The sequence below is a fragment of the Sulfitobacter sp. IGS-18 genome (assembly GCF_059628195.1).
On the sequence record NZ_CM184556.1, the window covers coordinates 187,461 to 208,740 of the forward strand.

21 protein-coding genes are annotated in these 21,280 nt (G+C 61.0%); 14 read left to right on the plus strand and 7 right to left on the minus strand.

Annotation, left to right across the window (positions count from 1 at the left end):
* Positions 1-64: 64 nt before the first annotated feature.
* Positions 65-910, minus strand: a complete 846-nt coding sequence (locus ACWNZ3_RS00865) for an LOG family protein (RefSeq protein WP_496900875.1) — start codon at positions 908-910, stop codon at positions 65-67.
* Positions 911-1,080: 170 nt separating this feature from the next.
* Here ACWNZ3_RS00865 and dapD point away from each other — a divergent pair, with 170 nt between their 5' ends.
* From dapD to ACWNZ3_RS00880, 3 genes are all read left to right on the plus strand, one after another.
* Positions 1,081-1,908: a 2,3,4,5-tetrahydropyridine-2,6-dicarboxylate N-succinyltransferase gene (dapD, locus tag ACWNZ3_RS00870; protein WP_496900876.1), complete on the plus strand. Its 828-nt coding sequence runs from the start codon at positions 1,081-1,083 to the stop codon at positions 1,906-1,908.
* A gap of 60 nt (positions 1,909-1,968) precedes the next feature.
* Positions 1,969-2,223, plus strand: a complete 255-nt coding sequence (locus ACWNZ3_RS00875; protein WP_274573413.1) for a GlsB/YeaQ/YmgE family stress response membrane protein — start codon at positions 1,969-1,971, stop codon at positions 2,221-2,223.
* A 69-nt stretch (positions 2,224-2,292) separates the two neighbouring features.
* Positions 2,293-2,619 (plus strand): DUF8846 family protein, encoded by a 327-nt coding sequence (locus ACWNZ3_RS00880; protein ID WP_114274447.1) that lies wholly within the window; start codon positions 2,293-2,295, stop codon positions 2,617-2,619.
* Between the two features lie 45 nt (positions 2,620-2,664).
* Here ACWNZ3_RS00880 and ACWNZ3_RS00885 read toward each other — a convergent pair whose 3' ends face one another.
* Positions 2,665-3,759 (minus strand): Hint domain-containing protein, encoded by a 1,095-nt coding sequence (locus ACWNZ3_RS00885; RefSeq protein WP_496900877.1) that lies wholly within the window; start codon positions 3,757-3,759, stop codon positions 2,665-2,667.
* Position 3,760: 1 nt separating this feature from the next.
* Positions 3,761-5,341: a Hint domain-containing protein gene (locus ACWNZ3_RS00890; RefSeq protein ID WP_496900878.1), complete on the minus strand. Its 1,581-nt coding sequence runs from the start codon at positions 5,339-5,341 to the stop codon at positions 3,761-3,763.
* A gap of 278 nt (positions 5,342-5,619) precedes the next feature.
* Here ACWNZ3_RS00890 and dapE point away from each other — a divergent pair, with 278 nt between their 5' ends.
* Genes dapE through rnr form a run of 4 tightly spaced genes read left to right on the plus strand, consistent with a single transcriptional unit; the run spans position 5,620 to position 10,041 of the window.
* Positions 5,620-6,765 (plus strand): succinyl-diaminopimelate desuccinylase, encoded by a 1,146-nt coding sequence (gene dapE, locus ACWNZ3_RS00895; protein WP_496900879.1) that lies wholly within the window; start codon positions 5,620-5,622, stop codon positions 6,763-6,765.
* Positions 6,762-7,178, plus strand: coding sequence for a GNAT family N-acetyltransferase (locus ACWNZ3_RS00900; RefSeq protein ID WP_496900880.1), 417 nt, complete (start codon positions 6,762-6,764; stop codon positions 7,176-7,178). Before dapE ends, ACWNZ3_RS00900 begins: the two co-directional genes overlap by 4 nt.
* Positions 7,175-7,774, plus strand: coding sequence for a TIGR04282 family arsenosugar biosynthesis glycosyltransferase (locus ACWNZ3_RS00905; RefSeq protein WP_496900881.1), 600 nt, complete (start codon positions 7,175-7,177; stop codon positions 7,772-7,774). Before ACWNZ3_RS00900 ends, ACWNZ3_RS00905 begins: the two co-directional genes overlap by 4 nt.
* 5 nt (positions 7,775-7,779) lie before the next feature.
* Complete coding sequence (gene rnr, locus ACWNZ3_RS00910; RefSeq protein ID WP_496900882.1) at positions 7,780-10,041, plus strand: ribonuclease R; 2,262 nt, start codon at positions 7,780-7,782, stop codon at positions 10,039-10,041.
* Here the strand turns inward: rnr and ACWNZ3_RS00915 are convergent.
* A complete protein-coding gene (locus ACWNZ3_RS00915; protein ID WP_496900883.1) occupies positions 10,004-10,750 on the minus strand; it encodes a glutathione S-transferase family protein in 747 nt (248 codons plus the stop codon). The genes rnr and ACWNZ3_RS00915 overlap by 38 nt on opposite strands.
* A gap of 76 nt (positions 10,751-10,826) precedes the next feature.
* On the opposite strand from ACWNZ3_RS00915, the gene ACWNZ3_RS00920 reads away from it, so the two are divergent.
* Both ACWNZ3_RS00920 and ACWNZ3_RS00925 read left to right on the plus strand, forming a co-directional pair.
* Positions 10,827-11,537, plus strand: coding sequence for a helix-turn-helix transcriptional regulator (locus ACWNZ3_RS00920; protein ID WP_269366819.1), 711 nt, complete (start codon positions 10,827-10,829; stop codon positions 11,535-11,537).
* A gap of 78 nt (positions 11,538-11,615) precedes the next feature.
* Positions 11,616-12,872, plus strand: a complete 1,257-nt coding sequence (locus ACWNZ3_RS00925) for a lytic murein transglycosylase (RefSeq protein WP_496900884.1) — start codon at positions 11,616-11,618, stop codon at positions 12,870-12,872.
* Positions 12,873-12,929: 57 nt separating this feature from the next.
* Here the strand turns inward: ACWNZ3_RS00925 and ACWNZ3_RS00930 are convergent, their stop codons facing one another.
* Positions 12,930-14,327, minus strand: a complete 1,398-nt coding sequence (locus ACWNZ3_RS00930) for an aspartate aminotransferase family protein (RefSeq protein ID WP_496900885.1) — start codon at positions 14,325-14,327, stop codon at positions 12,930-12,932.
* Positions 14,328-14,411: 84 nt separating this feature from the next.
* Positions 14,412-15,101 (minus strand): GntR family transcriptional regulator, encoded by a 690-nt coding sequence (locus tag ACWNZ3_RS00935; protein ID WP_496900886.1) that lies wholly within the window; start codon positions 15,099-15,101, stop codon positions 14,412-14,414.
* Positions 15,102-15,245: 144 nt separating this feature from the next.
* Here ACWNZ3_RS00935 and ACWNZ3_RS00940 point away from each other — a divergent pair, with 144 nt between their 5' ends.
* The 5 genes from ACWNZ3_RS00940 to ACWNZ3_RS00960 all read left to right on the plus strand — a co-directional run bounded on the left by ACWNZ3_RS00940 (position 15,246) and on the right by ACWNZ3_RS00960 (position 20,552).
* Positions 15,246-16,331, plus strand: a complete 1,086-nt coding sequence (locus ACWNZ3_RS00940; RefSeq protein WP_274573404.1) for a polyamine ABC transporter substrate-binding protein — start codon at positions 15,246-15,248, stop codon at positions 16,329-16,331.
* A 72-nt stretch (positions 16,332-16,403) separates the two neighbouring features.
* Positions 16,404-17,531, plus strand: a complete 1,128-nt coding sequence (locus tag ACWNZ3_RS00945) for an ABC transporter ATP-binding protein (RefSeq protein ID WP_496900887.1) — start codon at positions 16,404-16,406, stop codon at positions 17,529-17,531.
* 2 nt (positions 17,532-17,533) lie between these two features.
* The gene (locus ACWNZ3_RS00950) at positions 17,534-18,409 is read left to right on the plus strand and encodes an ABC transporter permease subunit (protein ID WP_274573403.1); all 876 of its coding nucleotides are present in this window, start codon (positions 17,534-17,536) and stop codon (positions 18,407-18,409) included.
* A complete protein-coding gene (locus ACWNZ3_RS00955; RefSeq protein WP_274573402.1) occupies positions 18,406-19,227 on the plus strand; it encodes an ABC transporter permease in 822 nt (273 codons plus the stop codon). The genes ACWNZ3_RS00950 and ACWNZ3_RS00955 overlap by 4 nt, the downstream gene beginning before the upstream one ends.
* A complete protein-coding gene (locus ACWNZ3_RS00960; protein WP_496900888.1) occupies positions 19,224-20,552 on the plus strand; it encodes an NAD(P)/FAD-dependent oxidoreductase in 1,329 nt (442 codons plus the stop codon). Before ACWNZ3_RS00955 ends, ACWNZ3_RS00960 begins: the two co-directional genes overlap by 4 nt.
* On the opposite strand, the gene ACWNZ3_RS00965 is transcribed toward ACWNZ3_RS00960, so the two are convergent.
* Complete coding sequence (locus tag ACWNZ3_RS00965; protein ID WP_496900889.1) at positions 20,533-21,267, minus strand: flagellar hook capping FlgD N-terminal domain-containing protein; 735 nt, start codon at positions 21,265-21,267, stop codon at positions 20,533-20,535. The genes ACWNZ3_RS00960 and ACWNZ3_RS00965 overlap by 20 nt on opposite strands.
* Between the last annotated feature and the right edge of the window lie 13 nt (positions 21,268-21,280).

The following is a 21,280-nucleotide window of genomic DNA, read 5'->3' on the forward strand; positions in this document are numbered from 1 at the left end:
GCGAGGCGCACGGCTGTTGACGCCCGGACGATCAACCAGGCGCAGAACGATCAACAGCAGGTGCTTACCGGCCGGGAATTTCCTTGCGCGCAGGTGACACTTTCCAGTTTTCGATCAGGTCCATCGCTTCGGCTGCTGTTTCGACAAATCGGAACAGGTCCAGGTCCTCGACCGAGATGGTGCCGGCATCTGCCAGCGCGTCCCAGTTGATGATCTTTTCCCAGAATGCCCGCCCAAACAGCAGAAACGGAACCGGCTCCATCCGGCCCGTCTGGATCAGGGTCAGCGCCTCGAACATTTCGTCCATGGTGCCAAAGCCACCGGGAAAGACGCAGATCGCCTTGGCCCGCATCAGGAAGTGCATCTTGCGGATGGCGAAGTAGTGAAAATTAAAACATAATTCCGGTGTGACATAGGCATTGGGTGCCTGCTCGAACGGCAACACGATGTTCAACCCGACAGAGCGCCCGCCGGCGTCCATCGCGCCGCGGTTGCCAGCCTCCATCACGCCCGGCCCGCCGCCGGTGACGATCACACCCTCGCGTCCGTTGCTCTGCATGGATTTCAGGGTCATCAGGCGGGCAAATTCGCGGGTTTCATCGTAAAAGCGGGACAGATCCGCCAGGGTCTCGGTCCGGGCGGTGTGTTTTTCTGCCGGTTCCGGAATGCGTGCGCCGCCAAAAAGGACGATGGTGCTTTCCACCCCTTCGGCATCCAGCATCAACTGGGGTTTCAGCAGTTCCAGTTGCAGCCGCACGGGGCGAAGTTCGTCGCGACACATGAAATCATCGTCGGAAAACGCCAGACGATACGCCGGGGCCCGCGTCTGTGCCGTGTCGGGTGCGGATTCCGCCGCCCTGCGATCGCTGGATGCATGGCGCAGGGGGTGGCGGCGGTCATCGTCTTTCATCAGTCTCTCCGGATTAGATGGCAGGTCAGGGTGGCGTGGTTGGGCCGAACTTGCAATGGGGTATCGGTCATGCAGGAACCGCCCTGCGGCCGACGTCTTTACGGAAGTTGCGTGACATCCGGTCCGCAGGTATAGCGCGTCAAAGACTTTCTTCAGCAGGAGTGCGCCCAATGTCCAATTCCCAACTTGAAACCGCGATCGAAAAAGCGTGGGACACCCGTGATCAAATCAATTCATCGACCACTGGCGAAACCCGTGACGCGATCGAGGAGACGCTGAGTGCATTGGATTCAGGCAAGCTGCGGGTTGCGGAAAAGCAGGAAGACGGCAATTGGCATGTGAACCAATGGGCCAAGAAGGCCGTGCTGCTGGGCTTCCGGATCAAGGATATGGAATATCACGATGGTGGCCCGCAGGGTGCCGGGTGGTGGGACAAGGTCGACAGCAAGTTCAAGGGCTGGGGCGACGCGGAATGGAAAGAGGCCGGTTTCCGTGCCGTGCCCAACTGCGTGGTGCGCCGCTCTGCCTATATCGCGCCGGGCGCGGTGCTGATGCCGTCTTTCGTGAACATCGGTGCCTATGTGGACAGCGGCGCAATGGTGGACACATGGGTCACTGTCGGTTCCTGCGCGCAGATCGGCAAGAACGTGCACCTGTCCGGCGGCGTTGGCATCGGCGGCGTGTTGGAGCCGATGCAGGCGGGCCCGACCATCATCGAGGACAATTGCTTTATCGGGGCGCGTTCGGAAGTGGTCGAAGGCTGCATCGTGCGGGAAGGTTCCGTTCTGGGCATGGGCGTTTTCATCGGCCAGTCGACCAAGATAGTGGACCGCGAAACCGGCGAGATCATGTATGGTGAAGTGCCCGCGGGGTCGGTCGTTGTGGCGGGCACGATGCCGTCCAAGAACAACGTCAGCCTGTATTGCGCTGTCATCGTGAAACGCGTGGACGAACGGACGCGGTCGAAAACCTCGATCAACGAGCTTCTTCGTTCCTGACCGGGAACCATTTCCCGACCTGCGGGTTTCTGTCCGATATCTCAGGGAAGGACGGATACCATGACAGGTTTGGGCTGGATCGCGGCAATTATCGTTGGCGGCATCGCCGGATGGCTGGCGGAAAAATTCATGAAGGGTGATCACGGGCTGTTGCTCAACATCTTCATGGGAATCGTTGGGGCGATGCTGCTCAACGCGATTCTGTTGTTCATATTCGGTTTCACCCTTGGCGGATGGATCGGCCAGCTTGTTGTCGGCTTTATTGGTGCGTGCCTGTTGATCGCGGCCATCCGCGCAATGCGGGGTCGCGGCTGATCTGGAGCCTGGCGCCGGGGGAGGCCGCAGCGGCTTGACAAACCCCCTGCTGCGCCGCCAATTGCGCGCATGGCGAAAAAAGGTCCAAGCAGACAGCAAGTGTACACCCTTTTGGTCGAGATTGGCCGCAAGGAAGGCGACGGCCTGCCCGAAAAGGCGACTGGCGCCGCGCTGATGTGCTTTGCTTCCGGCATCGACGAGGCTGAGGCCGTGCGCGAAACTGTGGCGATTCTCAAGCAGGCGGATACCAATCCGCTTGATGTCACGGGCTACGGCACATTGGCCGAGCGTGAGGCCGAAGGCCACGAGATCGACGAGGAGGAGCGCGCGCTGATGGCCCGCGCGCTGGAAGAAAACGCGGTCATCGTCGCGCAGATGACGCCCTTCTTTGATTGATCTTGCGAGCGGCCATCGGGCCTGCGGGATGTCAGCTTTCTGACTTCAGGCCGCGCGCTGGCGGGCCAGGTGAATCGCATCGTACCATTGCAAGACGTGGTGCGCGGGCTTGCCGTGTTCCGGCAGGCTGTTGCGATCAAGCCCGTGCAGCAGGCTGCCGTGCAGATGCTGCCCGTTCCGGCGAATACGTCCGATATAGAGACTTTCGAGCGCTGTGCCGGCAGCAAGAAGCGTTTCGTGGCTGGGCAAGAGCAATTGGGTATAGCTGATGGTCGGGCCGCAGGGCTCTGCCATCGCGGCAAAGCCGTTGACCAGATGCCGCGCGGGCACGAGGACGGCCTCTTGGCCGAACAGGTATTCCACTTCCGGGCCGTCGATGATCAGCCGCTGGTCCGGTGACACGACGATATCCTGCTGCAATCCGAAATAGGGCGCGCGCAGGCGCACGGGATGATAGCTGCCCCGCGCGGGAACGGTCCGGCTGATGGTTTGCAGGACAGGGACCACCCCGGCATTGCGGGTCATCACCGTGTCGCCCCGCTGCAAGGTCTCGGCGGGTCTGTAGCCCCATGGCGTGGCCAGCGGTGTCCCCGGCAGAAGACTGGGCATCGGTCCGATCGGTTCGATCTGATCGGACAGGGCGGCAAAAATCATGTCCGGTGCAAATGTGTGGTCGCCGCTGCCCAGCATCAGCTGACGCACGTCTTCCAGGGACAGGGGGTGAGGATTTTCGACATAGACGCTGGTCAGCGTCGTGACCTCAGGCTGTTCCAGCGTCATCCGGCCCCATTTGGCGCAGCTGTCCCAGGAATAGGTGATCCGGACCACATCCGTCCGGCCCGCATCCTTGCGCTGGATCGCGGCGTGGTTGATGGATTTGCCCTGTACCTGCACCATGGCGATGCCGCCGCCCGGTATCGCCTGAAACGTCAGGCTGCGCTGCCAGGGAAAGATCGTCTTGTACCCGAACAGCAGTTGCGGACGCCCATCCGCGGAAAGCCGGGTTTCAAACATGATCGAACCACGTGTCAACAGCGTGCGCGGATCGTCCTCGACCTGTGGCTGGTCATTCTTGTCGCTGCCCAGGCCCCGGACAGAGAGCCGCCGCCCATCGTGATCGCAAAGCGCCAGCCAGGTCACGTCACGCTGCCTTTGCGGCGCGCAGCAGGCCCGCTTCAAACCGTTTCAGGGTACGTCGTGCCGCGGGTGAATAGCCTGCACCGGTCTCCGGGTCGATTTCCGGGAACAGGGCGCAGATCTCATTCACGATCTCCTGCTCAAAACTTTGTTTGGTCTGGGGGCCGGGGAGGAAGCTTTCGGTTTCCAGCCCTTCGGAAAAGACGACCTGATGGCGGTCGAAGAGCAGATGAACATAGGTGACATCGCCACCCGTGCGTCGGGTGACAGACCTGTCATTCACAAGGTCACGCGCCGCGATCAGCACTTCGGCCTCGCCGAACAGCAGCTCTGCCAGATTGTCCCGGATCAGCACCCGGTGCAGCGGCGACACCAGCAGATCACGGTGCTTGCCAAAGGTGTTCGCGCGGATGTGGATCGGGGCGAACTCTCCTGTGGCGGGAACGGTGCGGGTGCCGCTCCAGCGCAGTGGCTGCGGGCCGTCATCCTGGGTCAGCACCATGTCGCCGGGTTGCAGGTGCTCGGCCGGCCGTTCCCCATCGGGGGTCGCGATCAGGGTGCCGGCGACGAAACAGGGCACGCCCGTCGCGTTGACGAAGCCGACGTCGGTGTTGATGCCGTTGTCGATCGTATAGGTGAAGTTGAAGTTCTCGACGTCACCGTCACCCGTGACCGTAAATGTCCCGTTTGCATTCAGGCGCACCGTCTGGCCGGTCGGCAGCGTAATCGTGTCGCCCGCATTGACCGCCACGCCGTTGATATGCGTGATGGTCAGAGTGCCGCCACCCTCGTTGATATCATTGCCAAGGACGTCGATTTCACGTTCGCCGTCCGGAAACAGATCCACGTTGTCGGACATCGCGATCAGGTCGGTCTGAACCGAGTTGCCGGCGATCAGCAGATTGGAATCGTAATTGCTGTCCGAGACGTCCGCGATGGCGATGCGCAGCGAATTCACGACACCGGGGTTCACGAACATGGTCAGGGTCAATGTGATCGTGAACCCGTCCATTTCCGTGTTGAACTGGTCGTTCTGGTTGTTCACGTACATGTTGATGTTATTGGCGGTATTGACGTTGCCCGGGTCCACGTCGCCATTGCCCACGTCCATCGGCACAAGTGTGCCGTTGACCCAGACGCCGACAAAATCCTGATAGATCGAATTCTCGAACTCTGGATATTCCTCCGAGGAAAAGACGAACTGCATGGTCATCACGCTGCTGTCGGGAATGAAATCCACATCCAGCGTTGCCGCGTCATAGGTCCGCGCCCCTGCCACATCGTTGTAGGGTCGGTAGTTGTTCGTTCCCGATGTGTTGGTGGAGGTATTGGTGTTCTGGTTCGACTGGCCGTTGGAATTGGTGAAATCCTGCGCATTGCCCGTCGACAGGATCACGCCGGTATCGCCCGGCGTCACACCGGGGGCAGTTGTGTCGCCACCCGAATAGATGCCGGCGCTGTCGTTGTCACCGTAATAGGTCGCGCCGACGACGGTCACGCCGTCGCCAAATATCGTTTCGGCCATATCCGTGGCGCTGGTGCCTTCTCGGACCGTTTCGATGGGAAGTTCTGATGCTGCTACCACGTCTCTGCCTCTTACCCTTGGTTCGAGGCGACATTGGTCAGCGGCGCACGGATCAGCCCCGTGCTTTTCATTTGCCGAAGTGCAAGCATGGCCCTGTTTTCAGGTGTCCGGTCTTGCGTTTACTGCTGATGCCCTGCCTCGGGTCATATTATTGCCACAACCTTAACACCATCCGGACAAAACTGTTAAGCATTTCGTGAAATCCCCCCCTTGGCACCGCGCTTTTTTGGTCACAAAAGGTCAATGCCGACCAAAACACCTTAACCAAGGAGCCCGATATGCCCGCGACTGACCCTGTAGAGCTTACGGCAAGGCTGGTGCGCTGCGCCTCTGTCACCCCTGCAAACGAAGGGGCGCTGGAGATTGTCGAGGAGGTTCTGTCGCTGGCCGGTTTCAATTGTGTCCGGGTGGACCGGGGGGGCATCTGCAACCTCTTTGCCCGCTGGGGGGCCAGGGGCAACGGCAAGGCTTTCGGCTTTAACGGGCATACGGATGTGGTGCCCGTGGGCAATCCCGATGACTGGTCGATGCCGCCCTTCGGCGCCGAGATCAAGGATGGGGTGATGTATGGCCGTGGCACCACGGATATGAAATCCGGCGTTGCGGCATTTGTCGCCGCTGCCGTCGATTTCGTGCGTGACACACCGCCGGATGGGTCTGTTGTCCTGACCATCACGGGGGACGAGGAGGGCGATGGCGTGGACGGCACGGCGGCGCTGCTGGACTACATGGCGGAAAATGGCGAACGTATGGATGCCTGCCTGGTGGGAGAGCCGACCTGCCCCGAGAAGATGGGCGATATGATCAAGATCGGCCGCCGCGGGTCGATGTCCGCTTGGTTCAAGGTGATCGGGACGCAGGGGCATTCGGCCTATCCACATCGCGCCAACAACCCGCTGCCTGCCATGGTGCGGCTGATGGACCGGCTTGCCAGTCATGAGCTGGACCGGGGGACGGATCACTTCGACCCCTCCACGCTGGCCGTGGTGACCGTGGACACCGGCAACCCCGCCAGCAACGTGATCCCGCGCAGCTGCTCGGCCGCCGTGAACATCCGGTTTAATGACACACATTCCGGCGCCAGCCTGACCGCATGGCTGGAGCAGGAAGTGGCACAGGTCCGAGATGCCTTTGGTGTCGAGATCGAGATGAGCATCAAGATCTCGGGCGAAAGTTTCATCACGCCGCCGGGCGCGCTTTCGGCGCTGGTGGCAACCGCGGTTGCTGCTGAAACGGGGGTGACGCCTGAACTCTCCACCACCGGTGGCACATCCGATGCCCGTTTCGTCAAGGCGCATTGCCCGGTTGTGGAATTCGGGCTGGTGGGCCAGTCCATGCACCAGGTGGACGAACATGTCGTGGTTGAGCAGATACATCAGCTCAAGGCGATCTATGGGCGCATTCTGCGCGACTATTTTGCATGAGCGTGACGATTGAAACGACCGATGACCTGGCAAGCTGCCTGCGTCTGCGGTGGGTTGTCTTTATCGAGGAACAAGGCGTCAGCGAGGCGGATGAAGTCGACGGGCTGGACAATTCCTGCCTGCATCTTCTGGCGCGGGACGGGGCCACACCGGTGGGGACCGCCCGGGTTCTGTTCGACGGCGAGGTCGCCAAGATTGGCAGGGTTTGCGTGCTGAAATCCCATCGGGGCACCGGGCTGGGCGCGGGTCTGATCCGTGCGGCGCTTGCGGCTGCAGAAGGGCGCGCGCGCAAGGCCAGGCTGGGCGCGCAGGTACATGCCCTGGGATTCTACGAGGCGCTTGGGTTCACGGCGGTCGGGCCGGTCTTTGACGATGCGGGCATTCCCCATCGCGACATGGTGCGGGATCTTTGAACCGAACACTGATCATCATGCTGAAAGAGCCGCATCCCGGACGGGTCAAAACCCGCCTTGGCCGCGACATCGGCATGACGGCAGCGGCATGGTGGTTCCGGCATCAGGCAGGGCGCCTGCTGCAAAGGCTGGACGATCCGCGCTGGCAGATCGTGCTGGCCGTTTCACCGGATGCCGAAGGGCTGCGCAGCCGCGTCTGGCCCGCCGGTCTGCCCCGTCTGGCGCAGGGACGCGGTGATTTGGGGGAGCGGATGGCGCGGATGCTGCGCCAGGTGCAGCACGGGCCCGCCTGCCTGATTGGCGCGGATATTCCAGCTGTGAACCGGGCGCATATTGCCAGGGCATTCAGGCGGCTGGGTGATCATGATGCGGTCTTTGGCCCGGCCCCGGACGGGGGTTTCTGGCTGATCGGTCTGAAACACCCGCGCCGTCAGCCCCCCGGATTTTTTCGCAACCTGCGCTGGTCCACGTCCACGGCGCTGGCCGACAGCCGGGCAACGCTGCCGGACCACCGGATCGCGACATGCGATACCCTGAGCGACGTGGACAACGCTGACGATTTGAACATGACGTTGGCAGGGCCGCGTGCTAGCTGAGGGGGATGAGCAACATTCCGACCAAAGCCGAGATCCTTGACTGGATCGAACAGAACCCCACCCTGACCGCCAAGCGTGACATCGCCAAGGCGTTCGGGATCAAGGGGGCCGCGCGCATCGACCTCAAGCGTCAGCTCAAGGAGCTGGAGGCAGAAGGGCATCTGGAAAAGCGCAAGCGCAGCTATCAGGATCCTGACCGCCTGCCGCCGGTATCCGTTCTGGTCATCAGCCACGCGGACAAGGATGGCGATCTGATTGCCAAGCCGATGGAATGGCAGGGCGAGGGGGTGGAACCCGTTGTTCTGGTGATCCCACGCGCATCCGACCCCGCGCTGGGCGAAGGCGATCGCATCCTGGCACGGCTGACCGTCGTGAAGGAAGAAGGTCACAATTACGAAGCCCGCCTGATCCGGCGGATCGGCACCAATCCCAAACGGGTCATGGGCATTTTCCGCAAGCGCAGCGAAGGCGGGCGGATCGTGCCGATCGACAAGGGGGCCGACCGCGAATGGGTGGTGGCCGAGGGGGCGACCCATGGTGCCAGGGATGGCGAGCTGGTCGAGGCGGAACAGGCCGGGCCAAAGGGCCGTATGGGCCTGCCCAGGGCGCGCATTGTTGAACGGCTGGGCGACCCTTCGGCACCCAGGGCGGTGTCGCTGATTGCCATCCATCAGCACGGCATTCCGGATCACTTTCCCGACGATGTGATTGCCGAAGCGGATGCAAAGAAACCTGCCGGGCTGAAAGGCCGCGAGGACCTGCGCGATCTGCCGCTGATCACCATCGACCCCTCAGACGCGCGCGACCATGACGACGCCTGCTATGCCCATGCCGACGAGGACCCGAAGAACGAAGGCGGTCATGTGCTTTGGGTCGCGATTGCCGATGTTGCCCATTACGTCACCCCCGGCTCTGCCCTGGATCGCGAGGCGCGCAAGCGGGGGAATTCCACCTATTTCCCGGATCGCGTCGTGCCGATGTTGCCTGACCGCCTGTCAGGCAATCTGTGTTCGCTGCACGAAGGCGTGCCGCGCGCCTGTATCGCAGTGCGCATGGTGCTGGATGCCAGGGGTAACAAGCTGAAGCATTCGTTTCATCGCGGGCTCATGCGCTCGCCGGCCTCATTGCATTACGAAGAAGTGCAGGACGCCATTGACGGCAATCCGAATGACAGGACCGGGCCGCTGCTGGATCCGGTGCTGAAACCACTTTACGCGGCCTATGGCGCGCTGAAGCTGGCAAGGGCCGAGCGCCAGCCGCTTGACCTGGATTTGCCAGAGCGGCGGATCGAGCTGGCGGAGGACGGCAAGGTCAAGTCAGTGAACTTCAAGGACCGGCTGGATGCTCACCGGTTGATCGAGGAATTCATGGTGCTGGCGAATGTCGCTGCCGCCGAAACGCTGGCGGCAAAGAAGATACCGCTGCTTTACCGTATCCACGAGGAACCCTCGCAGGAGAAACTGGACGCCTTGCGCGAGACCGCAGCTGCTGCCGGGTACACGCTGGCCAAGGGGCAGGTGCTGCAGACCGCACATCTGAACCGGTTGCTGAACGATGCGGCGGGCTCCGATGATGCGGAACTGATCAATCTCAGCACCCTGCGTTCGATGACCCAGGCCTATTACGGGCCGGAACACATCGGGCATTTTGGCCTGGCGCTGCGATCCTATGCGCATTTCACCTCGCCGATCCGGCGCTATGCCGATCTGATCGTGCACCGCGCGCTGGTCACCGCGCATGGCTGGGGCAAGGACGGGCTGACGCCCGAGGACATGGAAACGCTGGATCAGACCGGCGCGCATATTTCCGACACGGAACGCAGATCCATGACGGCGGAGCGGGACACGACAGACCGCTATCTGGCGTCCTATCTGTCTGAACGTGTGGGCAGCGAATTTACCGGCCGGATCAGCGGCATCGCCCGGTTCGGGGCCTTTGTGAAGCTGGATGAGACCGGGGCGGATGGATTGCTGCCCATGCGTGCGCTGGGCCGCGAGTATTTCCACTATGACCGTGAGGCGCAGACCCTGATGGGGTCGGACACCGGCAGGTTGATCAGCATCGGTCAACGCGTCACCGTCCGCCTGGCAGAGGCTGTGCCGGTCACTGGCGGCATCGCGTTGGAACTGCTTGAAATCGACGATCAGAAAGTCCCGCAGGGGCGGCAATCCCCGGCAGGGCGCCATCCCCGCCGGAGCGCGACCAAGGCCAAGCGCAAGAAGGACAAGATCAAGCGCAAAGTGGCTCGGACACGGCGGTCGAAGTGACATCGTACACCTTCGGCATGTCCAGCATGTTCTGGCAAAGGTCGATGTAGCGGCAAAGCATCCGGTCCCCGGCAATGCGCATCTTTGCCGGCCCGTTGCCCGGCGTGGCCCGCAATCCGGCCAGCATCGGTGCCACCGAAGCATCGGCGGCAGTGGGCCTGTCGCCGAACAGGAAAGGCCCCTGCCAGAGCCGCGTCGTGATCGCCTGCAGGTCCGGTTCCAGCCTTTCGAGCCGCTCCTGCGCGGAGAGGCGGCCAAGCCCCTGGGTTTTCATCCCCGTCAACAGGTTCTTGCGCAACTTACCGGTGATGAAGCCGCGCAGGGGTTTGGGGATCTGGGCAAAATAAGTGTCCCGGATCACCGGCCAGACGTCATCGTCGCCCCAGCGGGCCAACACGTTGTGAAAATAGATATGCTCCTCGGCCATGCGGATGAAGGCGCGCGAGGCGGCCTTTTCCATTTCGGATAACCCGCCGTCAAAATCCGCCCCACGCGATTCCAGAAAGGCGCGGATATTGTCACTGTCCGCGATTACCTGCCCATCGACCCGAATGGCAGGGAGTTTCTGTTTGGGCATGTTGCGCGGATCGGTGCTGTCTTCCCGTTGCCAGTCCTCGCCGGACATGTTCAGCAGCCAGATAGCCTTGACGCAAAAGGGGCTGGCGGCAATCTGCCCGAATGACGGGGCAAAGGTGATGAGAGTGATCATGTCGTGCTCCTGTTTTCCTGCCTCGTGATAACGGGTATTGCTGTCAATTCCTGTCAGGATGGGGTATGCCCTGCGCATGACCCGAACCCATCGCCTTTTCCAGATGATGACAACGCTGCGACGGCTGCCCGCGCCGGTCCGGGCGCAGCAGCTTGCGGATGAAATGGATGTGTCGCTGCGGACCGTCTATCGCGATATTGATGCGCTTCGTGGGCTGGGCGCGGTGATCGACGGGGAGGCCGGATTTGGCTACACCCTGATCGAAGATGCCGCCATGCCGCCGCTGGCCTTCGAAGACGACGAATTGGAGGCTCTTGTGCTGGGTCTGCGCAATGTGTCCGTAATTGGTGATCCGGCTCTTGCTGGCGCTGCCAGAACCGCGCTGGCCAAATTGACCGCACGAGTCCCGCCTCGACAGGCGCGCCGGTTGCAACATGCGATTCTGGATGCGCGCCGGTTTGATCCACCGGCCCCGCCGCGTATCGACGTGGCCGTGTTGCGCGCTGCCACATGGGATGAGGAAACCATCGCCTTTTCATACGTGGATGCCAAAGGGGCGGCATCTGTTCGTCAGGTCGATCCCTTGGGCATCGTATACATGCAGCAAACAAACATGCTGCTGGCCTGGTGCCATCTGCGGCGGGATTTCCGGGCATTCCGGCTGGACCGGATGGATGACCTGGTCCGCACCGGCAAGAGCTTTCGACCCCGCCGCGTTCCGATGTTGCGCGACTATACCGCGCGCCTGCGTGAAGCGAACCGCGCACAGCCCGAAGGTCAGGATTGAACACCTGGCCACAAGCCCTTTTTCGCGGGGCCAAAGACGGGTAGGTTTGGCCAAAGTCCTTTTCAAAGAGACATGCAAATGCACAGGCGAGTTTTCGTTTTCTGCCTATTGATGGTTTTCGGCACGGCCAGCGGGGCACAGGCACCGGATGCATCCGCCCGCCCGCCGGAGCGTGTTGTCGAGATTCAGTCGGCGCCGGAGGGCGGCTCCACGGCCGGGTTGCGGGCGTGGGTTGCGGCGTTTCGGCCGCGCGCGCTGGAGCAGGGCATTGATGGCGAGGTTTATGACCGGGCGCTCAAGGATGTGACCTATGACCCGGAGGTTGTGCGCCGCGACCGCAACCAGGCGGAATTCACCAAGACGATATGGGATTATCTGGACACCGCAGTGTCCGACCTGCGCGTCGCCAACGGCAGGGCCGCCCTGGCGAAATGGGACAAGGCACTGACCCAGATCGAAGAAACCTATGATGTGGACAAGGAGATCATCGTCGCAATCTGGGGGTTGGAGAGCGCCTATGGCACGTTCCGGGGCGGCGATTCCGTGCTGAATTCCATGGCCACGCTTGCCTATGATGCACGGCGGGCCGAATTTTTTGAAGATCAACTGCTGGCCGCCCTCAAGATCCTGCAAAGCGGCGATACCACAAAAGCGAAACTCAGCGGGTCATGGGCCGGTGCGATGGGGCATACGCAGTTCATGCCGACCTCGTTTCAGGACCATGCGGTCGACCACGATGCCGATGGCAAGCGGGACATCTGGGGCGATGATCCGGTGGACGCGCTGGCCTCGACGGCGGCCTACCTCAAGCATCACGGATGGACCCGGGGTCAGCCCTGGGGCGTCGAGGTCAAGATTCCCGAAGGATTCGATTATGAGCTGGCGCGCCGATCCCTGCGCAAGATGCCAAGCGAATGGGCAACACTGGGTGTGACCCTGCCCAGCGGGACGGCGGTAAAGGATTATGGTCTGGCGTCTGTCCTGCTGCCCGGCGGGGCGGAAGGCGCGGCTTTCCTGATCTTTGGCAATTTTGCCGCACTGGAAAATTACAATACCGCGGACGCCTATGTCGTCGCGGTTGGTCACCTCGCCGACCGGATCAAAGGTGGTCCGGCTTTTGAACACGGCTGGCCCCGGCACCTGCGGGTTCTGACCTTTGACGAGAGAATCGAGTTGCAGAAAAGACTGACCAGCGCGGGCTACGACACGGAAAAGATAGATGCCAAGATGGGGCCCCTTACCGTGGATGCCATCCGCCGGTTTCAGGTGGATCGGGGAATCGTGCCCGATGGCTATCCATCATTGAGCGTTCTGGACCGCTTGCGGGCATTGTAAGGATGGCAGTTGGTTCGCGCCCCATGGAGCGCGCGCCAACTGTCATCCCGCGTGATCTCAGGACTGAATCTTGAGCATGTCCTTGTCCTTGAGGTCCTTGTAGGTCGCATCCAGTGCCAGCTTGGCGCGCGCGGCAAAGACGTCGATCTCTTCCGGTGTGATCACCAGCGGCGGCGAGATGATCATCCGGTCGCCCACATGGCGCATCACCAGATTGTTGGCAAAGCAGTGCTCGCGGCACATGTAGCCCACGGTGCCGCCATCGCTTGCGAATTTCGCGCGGCTTTCCTTGTGCGGCGTCAGCGGCAGGGATGCCATCATGCCTGAAACGTTCACGGTGCCGACCAGCGGATGCTCGCCCAGCTTTTCAAGCGCAGCGTGCAAGGCCGGCATCGCGGTGTTGCGGATGTGGCCAAGCAGGTCTTCCTCTTCCATGATTCGCAGGTTTTCCAACGCGACGGCGGCGCAGACCGGGTGCCCGGAATACGTATAGCCATGGTTGAATTCACATGCGTTCATCACGGCTGCGATCTCGTCCGAAACGATAGAGCCGCCGATGGGGGCGTAGCCAGAGCTGAGCCCCTTGGCGATGGTCATGATGTCGGGGCTGATCCCGACGGTTTGCGAGCCAAACCAGTTCCCGGTCCTGCCGAACCCGCAGATCACCTCGTCCGCGATGAGCAGGACATCGTATTTTCTGCAGATGCGCTCGATTTCCGGCCAATAGGTGCTGGGCGGGATAACAACGCCGCCAGCGCCCTGGATCGGTTCACCGATGAAGGCCGCGACCTTCTCCGCCCCGAGTTCGAGGATTTTTTCCTCAAGCTCCTGCGCGCGGGCAAGGCCGAATGCCTCCGGCGTCTGGTCGCCGCCTTCAGACCACCAGTCGGGCTGTCCGATGTGGTGGATGCCGGGAATCGGCATGCCGCCCTGTTCGTGAATATAGGTCATGCCACCCAGGCTGCCGGACCCGACCGAAGAGCCGTGGTAGGCATTCTTGCGGCTGATGATGTGGCTTTTTTCCGGCTGGCCCTTCTGCGCCCAGTAGGTCCGCACCATCCGCAGGTTTGTGTCGTTCGCCTCTGATCCTGATCCGGCGAAGAAGACGTGGTTCAGGTCGCCCGGTGCGAGTTCGGCAAGTTTGCTGGCCAGGGCAATCGCGGGCACATGCGAGGTCTGGAAGAAGGTGTTGTAGTAGGGCAGTTCGTTCATCTGGCGCGCGGCAACCTGGCCCATTTCCGGCCGGCCATAGCCGAGGTTCACACACCACAGGCCGGCCATGGCATCCAGGATCTCATTGCCGTCGCTGTCCGTCAGGTAGACGCCGCTGGCCCGCGTAATGATCCGCGCGCCTTTTGCAGCCAGTTCGTCATTGGTTGTGAAAGGGTGCATGTGATGCGCTGCATCCAACGCCTGAAGCTCGGCAGTTGGCAGATGATTGGTGATGGTTGACATGGCATGACCCTTTCGGACAGGCGTTTCGGAATGGGACGCAGAATATGATCAAATTCTGCGGTGTCAATCGAATCAGGGGTAAGTTCAGGCTTCGGCCAGCACGACCCTGATCTGGTGCATCCCCTGATTGACGTCTTCCGCCATGGCTTTCGCAGCGGCTTCGGTGTTGCCATCGGCCAGCGCCATGATCAGGTCCGAATGCTTGTCTGGCAGGCTGGAGGTGCCGAATCGCCCGCAGACGACACGAAGGGAGGGGCCGAATCGGAGCCACAGACGATCCACGGTGGCCGTCATGATAGGGGCTGCCGCCGCAGAGTAGACTTGCGAATGAAACCGGTAGTTATGCGTGAGGTAACCGCCCACATCGCCCACGTCTATCGCGGCATTCAAATCCGAATCGCAGGATCTCAGCCGGTCCAGGCACTCAGGGGTCATGCGCTGCGCCGCCCGCCGTGTCAGTTCCGGTTCCAGCGTTCTGCGCATGAAATGCAGTTGATCCAGGCAATCCGCCGTCAGGCCGGGGACCGTAACGCGGCGGTTTCCTTGATGGATCAGCGCCCCTTCCGCGATCAGGCGACGCAGTGCTTCGCGCACCGGTGTCATGCCGGCACCGAGCGTTTCAATCAAACCCTGGATTGTCACGGCCTGCCCGGGAACGAGGTCGCCGAACAGAATCATCACACGCAACTGCTCGTAAACCTGCTGATGTGCAGGGATTTTTGCCGCATCGTCGGCTCGAAACGGATTTCCGTGCGCGAACATCTCAGTTTTCATTCTCAGCGCCTTTTTTTTGTCCAGCGTCAGCACCTTGCACCAAGATGCAGTGCATGAAAGCATATCTTATATTGCCCGATGAGGCAAAACTTGATCAAATTCAATAGAAGCCGGGACCAACCCGGTATCAGATGGGAGAGCCAAATGAAGAAATCTATCATTGGCGGCATTGCTGCCGCCGCCGTCATGGCAACAAGTGCCTTTGCCGAGGAGGTCCGGGTTTATAACTGGTCCGACTATATTGACGAGAGCCTGCTGGAGAAATTCAGAACCGAGACCGGGATCGACCTGATCTACGACGTGTTCGACAGCAACGAAGTGCTGGAGACAAAAATGCTGGCCGGCGGTTCCGGGTATGATGTGGTTGTGCCGTCGGGTACTTTCCTGCAGCGGCAGATCACTGCGGGCGCGTTCCAGAAACTGGACATGGCCAAGCTGCCCAACAACGGCAACCTTTGGGATGTAATCGAAGACCGGCTGAAAAAATACGACCCCGAGAACGAATATGCCATCAACTACATGTGGGGCACCACCGGCATCGGCGTGAACGTGAACAAGGTCAAGGAAGTGCTGGGCGATGATGCGCCGGTGGATTCCCTCGCCCTGGTCTTCGATCCGGCGAATATGGAAAAGCTGGCCGCCTGTGGCGTGCATTTCCTTGATGCCCCGGCAGAGATGATCCCGGCGGCGCTGGCCTATCTGGGCGAAGACCCTGACGCGCAGGACGTCGAGACCATCGAAAAGGCAGAGCCTGTGCTGACGGCAATCGCGCCTTACGTGCAGAAATTCCACAGTTCGGAATACATCAACGCGCTGGCCAACGGCGACATCTGTGTCGCTTTCGGCTGGTCCGGTGACATCCTGCAGGCGCGCGACCGTGCAGCAGAGGCCGACAATGGCGTCGAAATCGCCTATAACGCACCCTCCGAAGGGGCGCTGATGTGGTTCGACAACATGGCAATCCCGGTCGACGCGCCAAACCCGGATGCCGCACATAAGTTCATCAATTTCATCCTTGATGCGCAAAACATGGCCGCGGCATCGAACTATGTATACTACGCCAACGGCAACAAGGCGTCTCAGGAGTTCCTGGAGGAAGACGTGATTGGCGATCCGGCGATCTATCCCAATGAGACGACGCTGGAAAAACTCTACACCACGTCGCCCTATGGGCCGAAGGTGCAGCGGACGGTGACCCGTATGTGGACCAAGATCAAGTCAGGGACCTGACCCGATCCTGCGGCGAGGCCTGATGGCCTCGCCCTTTTTTCATCGCCTGTGGCACCCCAAGGATGAACTAAATTGACCCAAACTGTATTTGCCCCCTGGGATGATCCCAATCAAAAGCCGTTGATCCGGTTCCAGAACGTGACCAAGCGATTTGGCGAATTCGTCGCGATTGACGACCTGACGCTGGATATCTTCGAGAAAGAGTTCTTTGCCCTTCTTGGACCTTCCGGATGCGGCAAGACGACGATGATGCGCATGCTTGCGGGGTTCGAAACCGTCAGCGAAGGCCGCATCGAATTGTCCGGCAAGGACATCGGCCATGTGCCGCCCAACAAACGCGCCGTGAACATGATGTTCCAGTCCTACGCGCTTTTTCCGCATCTGTCGGTTTGGGACAATATCGCCTTTGGCCTGCGCCGTGATCGCAAGAGCAAGTCAGAGATCGATGCGCGGGTCGATGAAATGCTGAAGCTGACGCGTCTGGAAAAGTTCGGCCGCCGCAAACCGCATCAGATTTCCGGCGGCCAGCGGCAGCGCGTGGCGCTGGCGCGGTCCCTGGCCAAGGCGCCGAAGCTGTTGTTGCTGGATGAGCCGTTGGGCGCGCTGGACAAGAAGCTGCGACAGGATACCCAGTTCGAACTGATGGATATTCAGGAGAGCACCGGGACCACCTTTGTGATCGTGACCCACGATCAGGAAGAAGCGATGACCGTCGCATCCCGCGTCGCGGTCATGGACGAGGGGCGGATCATTCAGGTCGCGACCCCTGCCAACATCTACGAATACCCCAATTCGGTCTATGTGGCGGATTTCATCGGTGACGTGAACATCATCGACGCGACAGCGACGCCGACGGGTGAAAATACCTATGCCCTGAACTGGATCGACGGTCAGCCGCCGATCACCGCCGAAACCAAGACCTCCTTCAGCGCGGGCCAGCAGGCGCATCTGGCAATCCGGCCGGAGAAGATCCGCATTTCGACGGAAAGGCCCGATGATGCAGCCAATGCGCTGCAGGGAAAGGTGCTGGATATCGCCTATCTGGGCAACCTCAGCACCTATCACGTGCAACTGCCCGGTGGTCAGTTGATCAAGGCGCAGACAGCAAACACCCGCCGCATCGCGCGTCGTGACATCACCTGGGAAGATCCGGTTTGGATTTCATGGAGCGCCACCGCCGGCGTTCTGTTGGAGCATTGAACATGCGCCGCTTTGCCCTGATCGCTGTTCCCTACGTTTGGTTGCTGGCGCTCTTCCTCGTTCCGTTCATCATCGTCTTCAAGATTTCGCTGTCGGACCTCGCGCTTTCGATCCCGCCCTATACCCCCACCATGCGGGACGGGATCGGCGATATGTTCGCCGCTTTCGATTTCGAGAATTTCGTCTTTCTGACGGAAGATGATCTGTACTGGAAAGCCTACCTCAGCTCCCTGCGTATCGCGCTCATCTCAACCTTCATGACCTTGCTGGTGGGCTATCCCATTGCCTATGGCATGGCGAAGGCACCCGACGAATGGCGGGCGACACTGATGATGCTGGTGATCCTGCCGTTCTGGACCTCTTTCCTGATCCGGGTCTACGCCTGGATGGGTATCCTCAGCAACGAAGGTCTGCTGAACCAGTTCCTGCTCTGGCTTGGGTTGATCAATGAACCGCTGGTGATCCTGAACACGAATATGGCCGTCTATATCGGTATCATCTACACCTATCTGCCCTTCATGATCCTGCCGATCTATGCGGCGCTCGACCGGTTGGACGAGTCCCTGAACGAGGCGGCAGAGGATCTGGGGTGCTCGCGGATGCAGGCATTCTGGCTGGTGACGATTCCATTGTCGAAAAACGGGATCATCGCGGGATCGTTTCTGGTGTTCATCCCGGCGCTGGGTGAATTCGTGATCCCGTCGCTGCTGGGCGGATCCGGCACGCTGATGATCGGCAAGATCTTGTGGGAAGAGTTCTTCAACAACCGGGACTGGCCGGTCGCCTCTGCTGTGGCGGTTGTCCTGCTGTTGATCCTTGTCATCCCCATCGTGCTGTTTCAGCGCAACCAGCAGAAACAGGCGGAGGCAGAGCAATGAAGCGGATGTCGTGGTTCAATGTCACCTCGCTGACCCTGGGGTTCGCGTTTCTGTACCTGCCGATGATCATCCTCGTGATCTACAGCTTCAATGCCTCCAAGCTGGTGACGGTCTGGGCGGGGTTTTCAACCCGGTGGTATGGCGAGCTTGTCCAGAACGAGGCATTTCTGGATGCGGCTTGGGTCACCATCAAGGTTGCCGTAATGTCCTCGACCCTTGCCACCGTGCTTGGCACCATGGCCGCCTATGTGCTGGTACGTGGCGGGCGCTTTCTGGGGCGCACCCTGTTCTCCGGTATGATCTATGCACCGCTGGTCATGCCCGAGGTCATCACCGGCCTGTCGCTGTTGCTGTTGTTCATCGGCATCGGGCTTGACCGCGGGGTTCTGACCATCGTGCTGGCGCATACGACGTTTTCGATGTGCTATGTCTCTGTTGTGGTCTCCTCACGGCTGGTCACCTTCGACAGGTCGCTGGAGGAAGCGGCGCTTGATCTGGGTTGCTCCGGCTGGGATGCCTTTCGTCTGGTCACCCTGCCGATCATCGCACCTGCCGTGATCTCTGGATGGTTGCTGGCCTTTACCCTGTCGCTTGATGACCTGGTTATTGCATCCTTCACCTCCGGGCCCTCTGCCACGACGCTGCCGATCAAGATCTTCTCGGCCGTGCGGCTTGGCGTTTCGCCCGAGATCAATGCCCTGTCCACGATCATGATCGCGATCGTTACGGTCGGCGTGATCACGGCGTCGCTTGTCACCAAACGCAATGCCACCCGGGCCGAGGCTGATACCCGTGCGGCGGAACGCGCCCAGGCATGAAACGCATCTACGGCGACTTCGCCTATTCCGATGCGCCAAGGCAGGGATGTTGGTGGGATCAAACCTGCGACATCCCTGACCGACCGGCGCTGTCCGGCGAACATCGCTGCGACGTTGCGATTGTCGGCGGCGGCTTCACCGGCATCTCCGCAGCTTTGCATCTGGCCGAATCCGGTGTCAGCGCCACGGTACTGGAAGGCCGCTATGTCGGCTGGGGGGCCTCGGGGCGGAACGGCGGCTTCTGCTGTCTTGGCGGGGGCATGCTGGACAACGCGGCACTGGACAAACGCTTTGGCCGGGAGGGCCGCGTGGCCTGGCGCGAAACGGAAATGGCCGCAATCCATCTGGTCGAGGGGCTGTTGGAGCGGCACGCGATAGATGTGGACCGCCATTCCAATGGTGAAACGCAATTGGCGCATCGGCCCAAAGACTTTGACGCGATGCAGGATGACGTCGCGTATTACGCAGAGAGTTATGGCGTGGAGGCGCGCCTGACCCGGCCAGAGGATCTTGCGGCCGAAGGCATGAATGCGGGTTTCCACGGGGCCATCACCGTGCCCATCGGTTTCGGCATGAACCCGCGCAAATACATCACGGGCCTGGCCGCCGCCGCCGAAGCAGCGGGTGCGCATATCCATCACGACACGCCGGTCACCACAATTACGCGGCAAGGGTCGGGTTTTGCCCTGCAAACACCGGCGGGCCGGGTGCTTGCCAATCGTGTGATCATCGGCACAAACGGGTATTCTTCCGAAGATTTGCCGGACTGGTTGGCGGCACGCTACATGCCGACCCAATCCAGCGTCATCGTCACCCGCCCCCTCACGCAGAGCGAGCTGGACGCCCAGGGCTGGACCAGCGGGCAGGCTTCTTATGACACCCGCCACCTGCTGCATTATTTCCGCCTGATGCCGGACAACCGAATGCTGTTTGGCGTGCGCGGCGGCCTGTTGGCCAACGCCGGATCGGAAAAGCGGGCGCTGCAACGGGCGCGGGCGGATTTCGACCGCATGTTCCCGGCGTGGCGTGACGTGGAAACACCTTTCAACTGGTCGGGCATGGTATGTATCGCCCGGGACAGGATGCCCTTTGTTGGCCAGGTGCCCGATGAGCCGGGATTGTTTGCGAGCCTTTGCTATCACGGAAATGGCGTGGCGATGGCAAGCTATTCGGGGGCGGTGCTGGCCGACGTGGTTCAGGACAAGGTACCGCAACACCCCTATCCCGAAGCCATGCAGCGCCCGCTGGCAAAGTTCGAACTGGGCAGGTTCCGCCGCGCCATCATGCCCTTCGCCTACCTCGGTTTCAGCCTCTCCGACTTGTAGTTCCGGCCGATGACCCGCCTGCGCTTGAACCCGCCGAAGGGCTGCTGCCGGCCGGTTCCCGCAGACCGCTGACAGCGCTGGCCAGAACGGCGGCGCCCCCTTCCAGGATCAGGACGGTCTGGCCGTCCTGCACACGCGCCTCCGTGATCCGGCCATATGTCGCGACCGGATCGGTCAGGACCACTTCACCATCTGCGCGGCTTTCGATTTCGAAACTGTAAAGGCCCTGGGCGAATGGCGCGCCATCCTCCGCGACACCGGCCCATTCGACCGGTTCCGCCGAAACCGGAATTGACATGCGCTGCACCTCTGTCCCGGTTTCATCATAAACGACAAGAAACACCTCGTCAGAGATGGCGGCGGGGTTGGGATTGATTGTGATCGGGCTGCCGTCGAAATAGGCGGGCGCGGTGCTGAGCGCTTCCATTCCGATCCACCCTGCCATTTGCGCCATGCCGCCGGAGCCGAGTTGAGCGGTCAGCGCAGTCAGAAGATCGTTGGACAGCACCTGCTGCTCTACCATCGAGAATTGCGCAAGCTGGGCGGCATATTCGGACGAATCTATCGGTTCCAGAGGGTCCTGAAACCGGGCCTGGGCGGTCAGCATCTTCAGAAACGTCTCGAAATCGGAGGACAGGACGGCGTTGGACCCGGTCGGGCCACCAGTGCCAGCGCCGACGGTGTGACCTGCAACATTTGATGTGGGTAAGATCATTGTTCTTCTCCTG

Coding starts and splice junctions, on each gene's coding strand:
- ACWNZ3_RS00865 (WP_496900875.1), bottom strand. CDS start 910: ATGAAAGACGATGACCGCCGCCACCCCCTGCGCCATGCATCCAGCGAT.
- dapD (WP_496900876.1), top strand. CDS start 1,081: ATGTCCAATTCCCAACTTGAAACCGCGATCGAAAAAGCGTGGGACACC.
- ACWNZ3_RS00875 (WP_274573413.1), top strand. CDS start 1,969: ATGACAGGTTTGGGCTGGATCGCGGCAATTATCGTTGGCGGCATCGCC.
- ACWNZ3_RS00880 (WP_114274447.1), top strand. CDS start 2,293: ATGGCGAAAAAAGGTCCAAGCAGACAGCAAGTGTACACCCTTTTGGTC.
- dapE (WP_496900879.1), top strand. CDS start 5,620: ATGCCCGCGACTGACCCTGTAGAGCTTACGGCAAGGCTGGTGCGCTGC.
- ACWNZ3_RS00900 (WP_496900880.1), top strand. CDS start 6,762: ATGAGCGTGACGATTGAAACGACCGATGACCTGGCAAGCTGCCTGCGT.
- rnr (WP_496900882.1), top strand. CDS start 7,780: ATGAGCAACATTCCGACCAAAGCCGAGATCCTTGACTGGATCGAACAG.
- ACWNZ3_RS00915 (WP_496900883.1), bottom strand. CDS start 10,750: ATGATCACTCTCATCACCTTTGCCCCGTCATTCGGGCAGATTGCCGCC.
- ACWNZ3_RS00920 (WP_269366819.1), top strand. CDS start 10,827: ATGACCCGAACCCATCGCCTTTTCCAGATGATGACAACGCTGCGACGG.
- ACWNZ3_RS00925 (WP_496900884.1), top strand. CDS start 11,616: ATGCACAGGCGAGTTTTCGTTTTCTGCCTATTGATGGTTTTCGGCACG.
- ACWNZ3_RS00930 (WP_496900885.1), bottom strand. CDS start 14,327: ATGTCAACCATCACCAATCATCTGCCAACTGCCGAGCTTCAGGCGTTG.
- ACWNZ3_RS00935 (WP_496900886.1), bottom strand. CDS start 15,101: ATGAAAACTGAGATGTTCGCGCACGGAAATCCGTTTCGAGCCGACGAT.
- ACWNZ3_RS00940 (WP_274573404.1), top strand. CDS start 15,246: ATGAAGAAATCTATCATTGGCGGCATTGCTGCCGCCGCCGTCATGGCA.
- ACWNZ3_RS00950 (WP_274573403.1), top strand. CDS start 17,534: ATGCGCCGCTTTGCCCTGATCGCTGTTCCCTACGTTTGGTTGCTGGCG.
- ACWNZ3_RS00955 (WP_274573402.1), top strand. CDS start 18,406: ATGAAGCGGATGTCGTGGTTCAATGTCACCTCGCTGACCCTGGGGTTC.
- ACWNZ3_RS00960 (WP_496900888.1), top strand. CDS start 19,224: ATGAAACGCATCTACGGCGACTTCGCCTATTCCGATGCGCCAAGGCAG.
- ACWNZ3_RS00965 (WP_496900889.1), bottom strand. CDS start 21,267: ATGATCTTACCCACATCAAATGTTGCAGGTCACACCGTCGGCGCTGGC.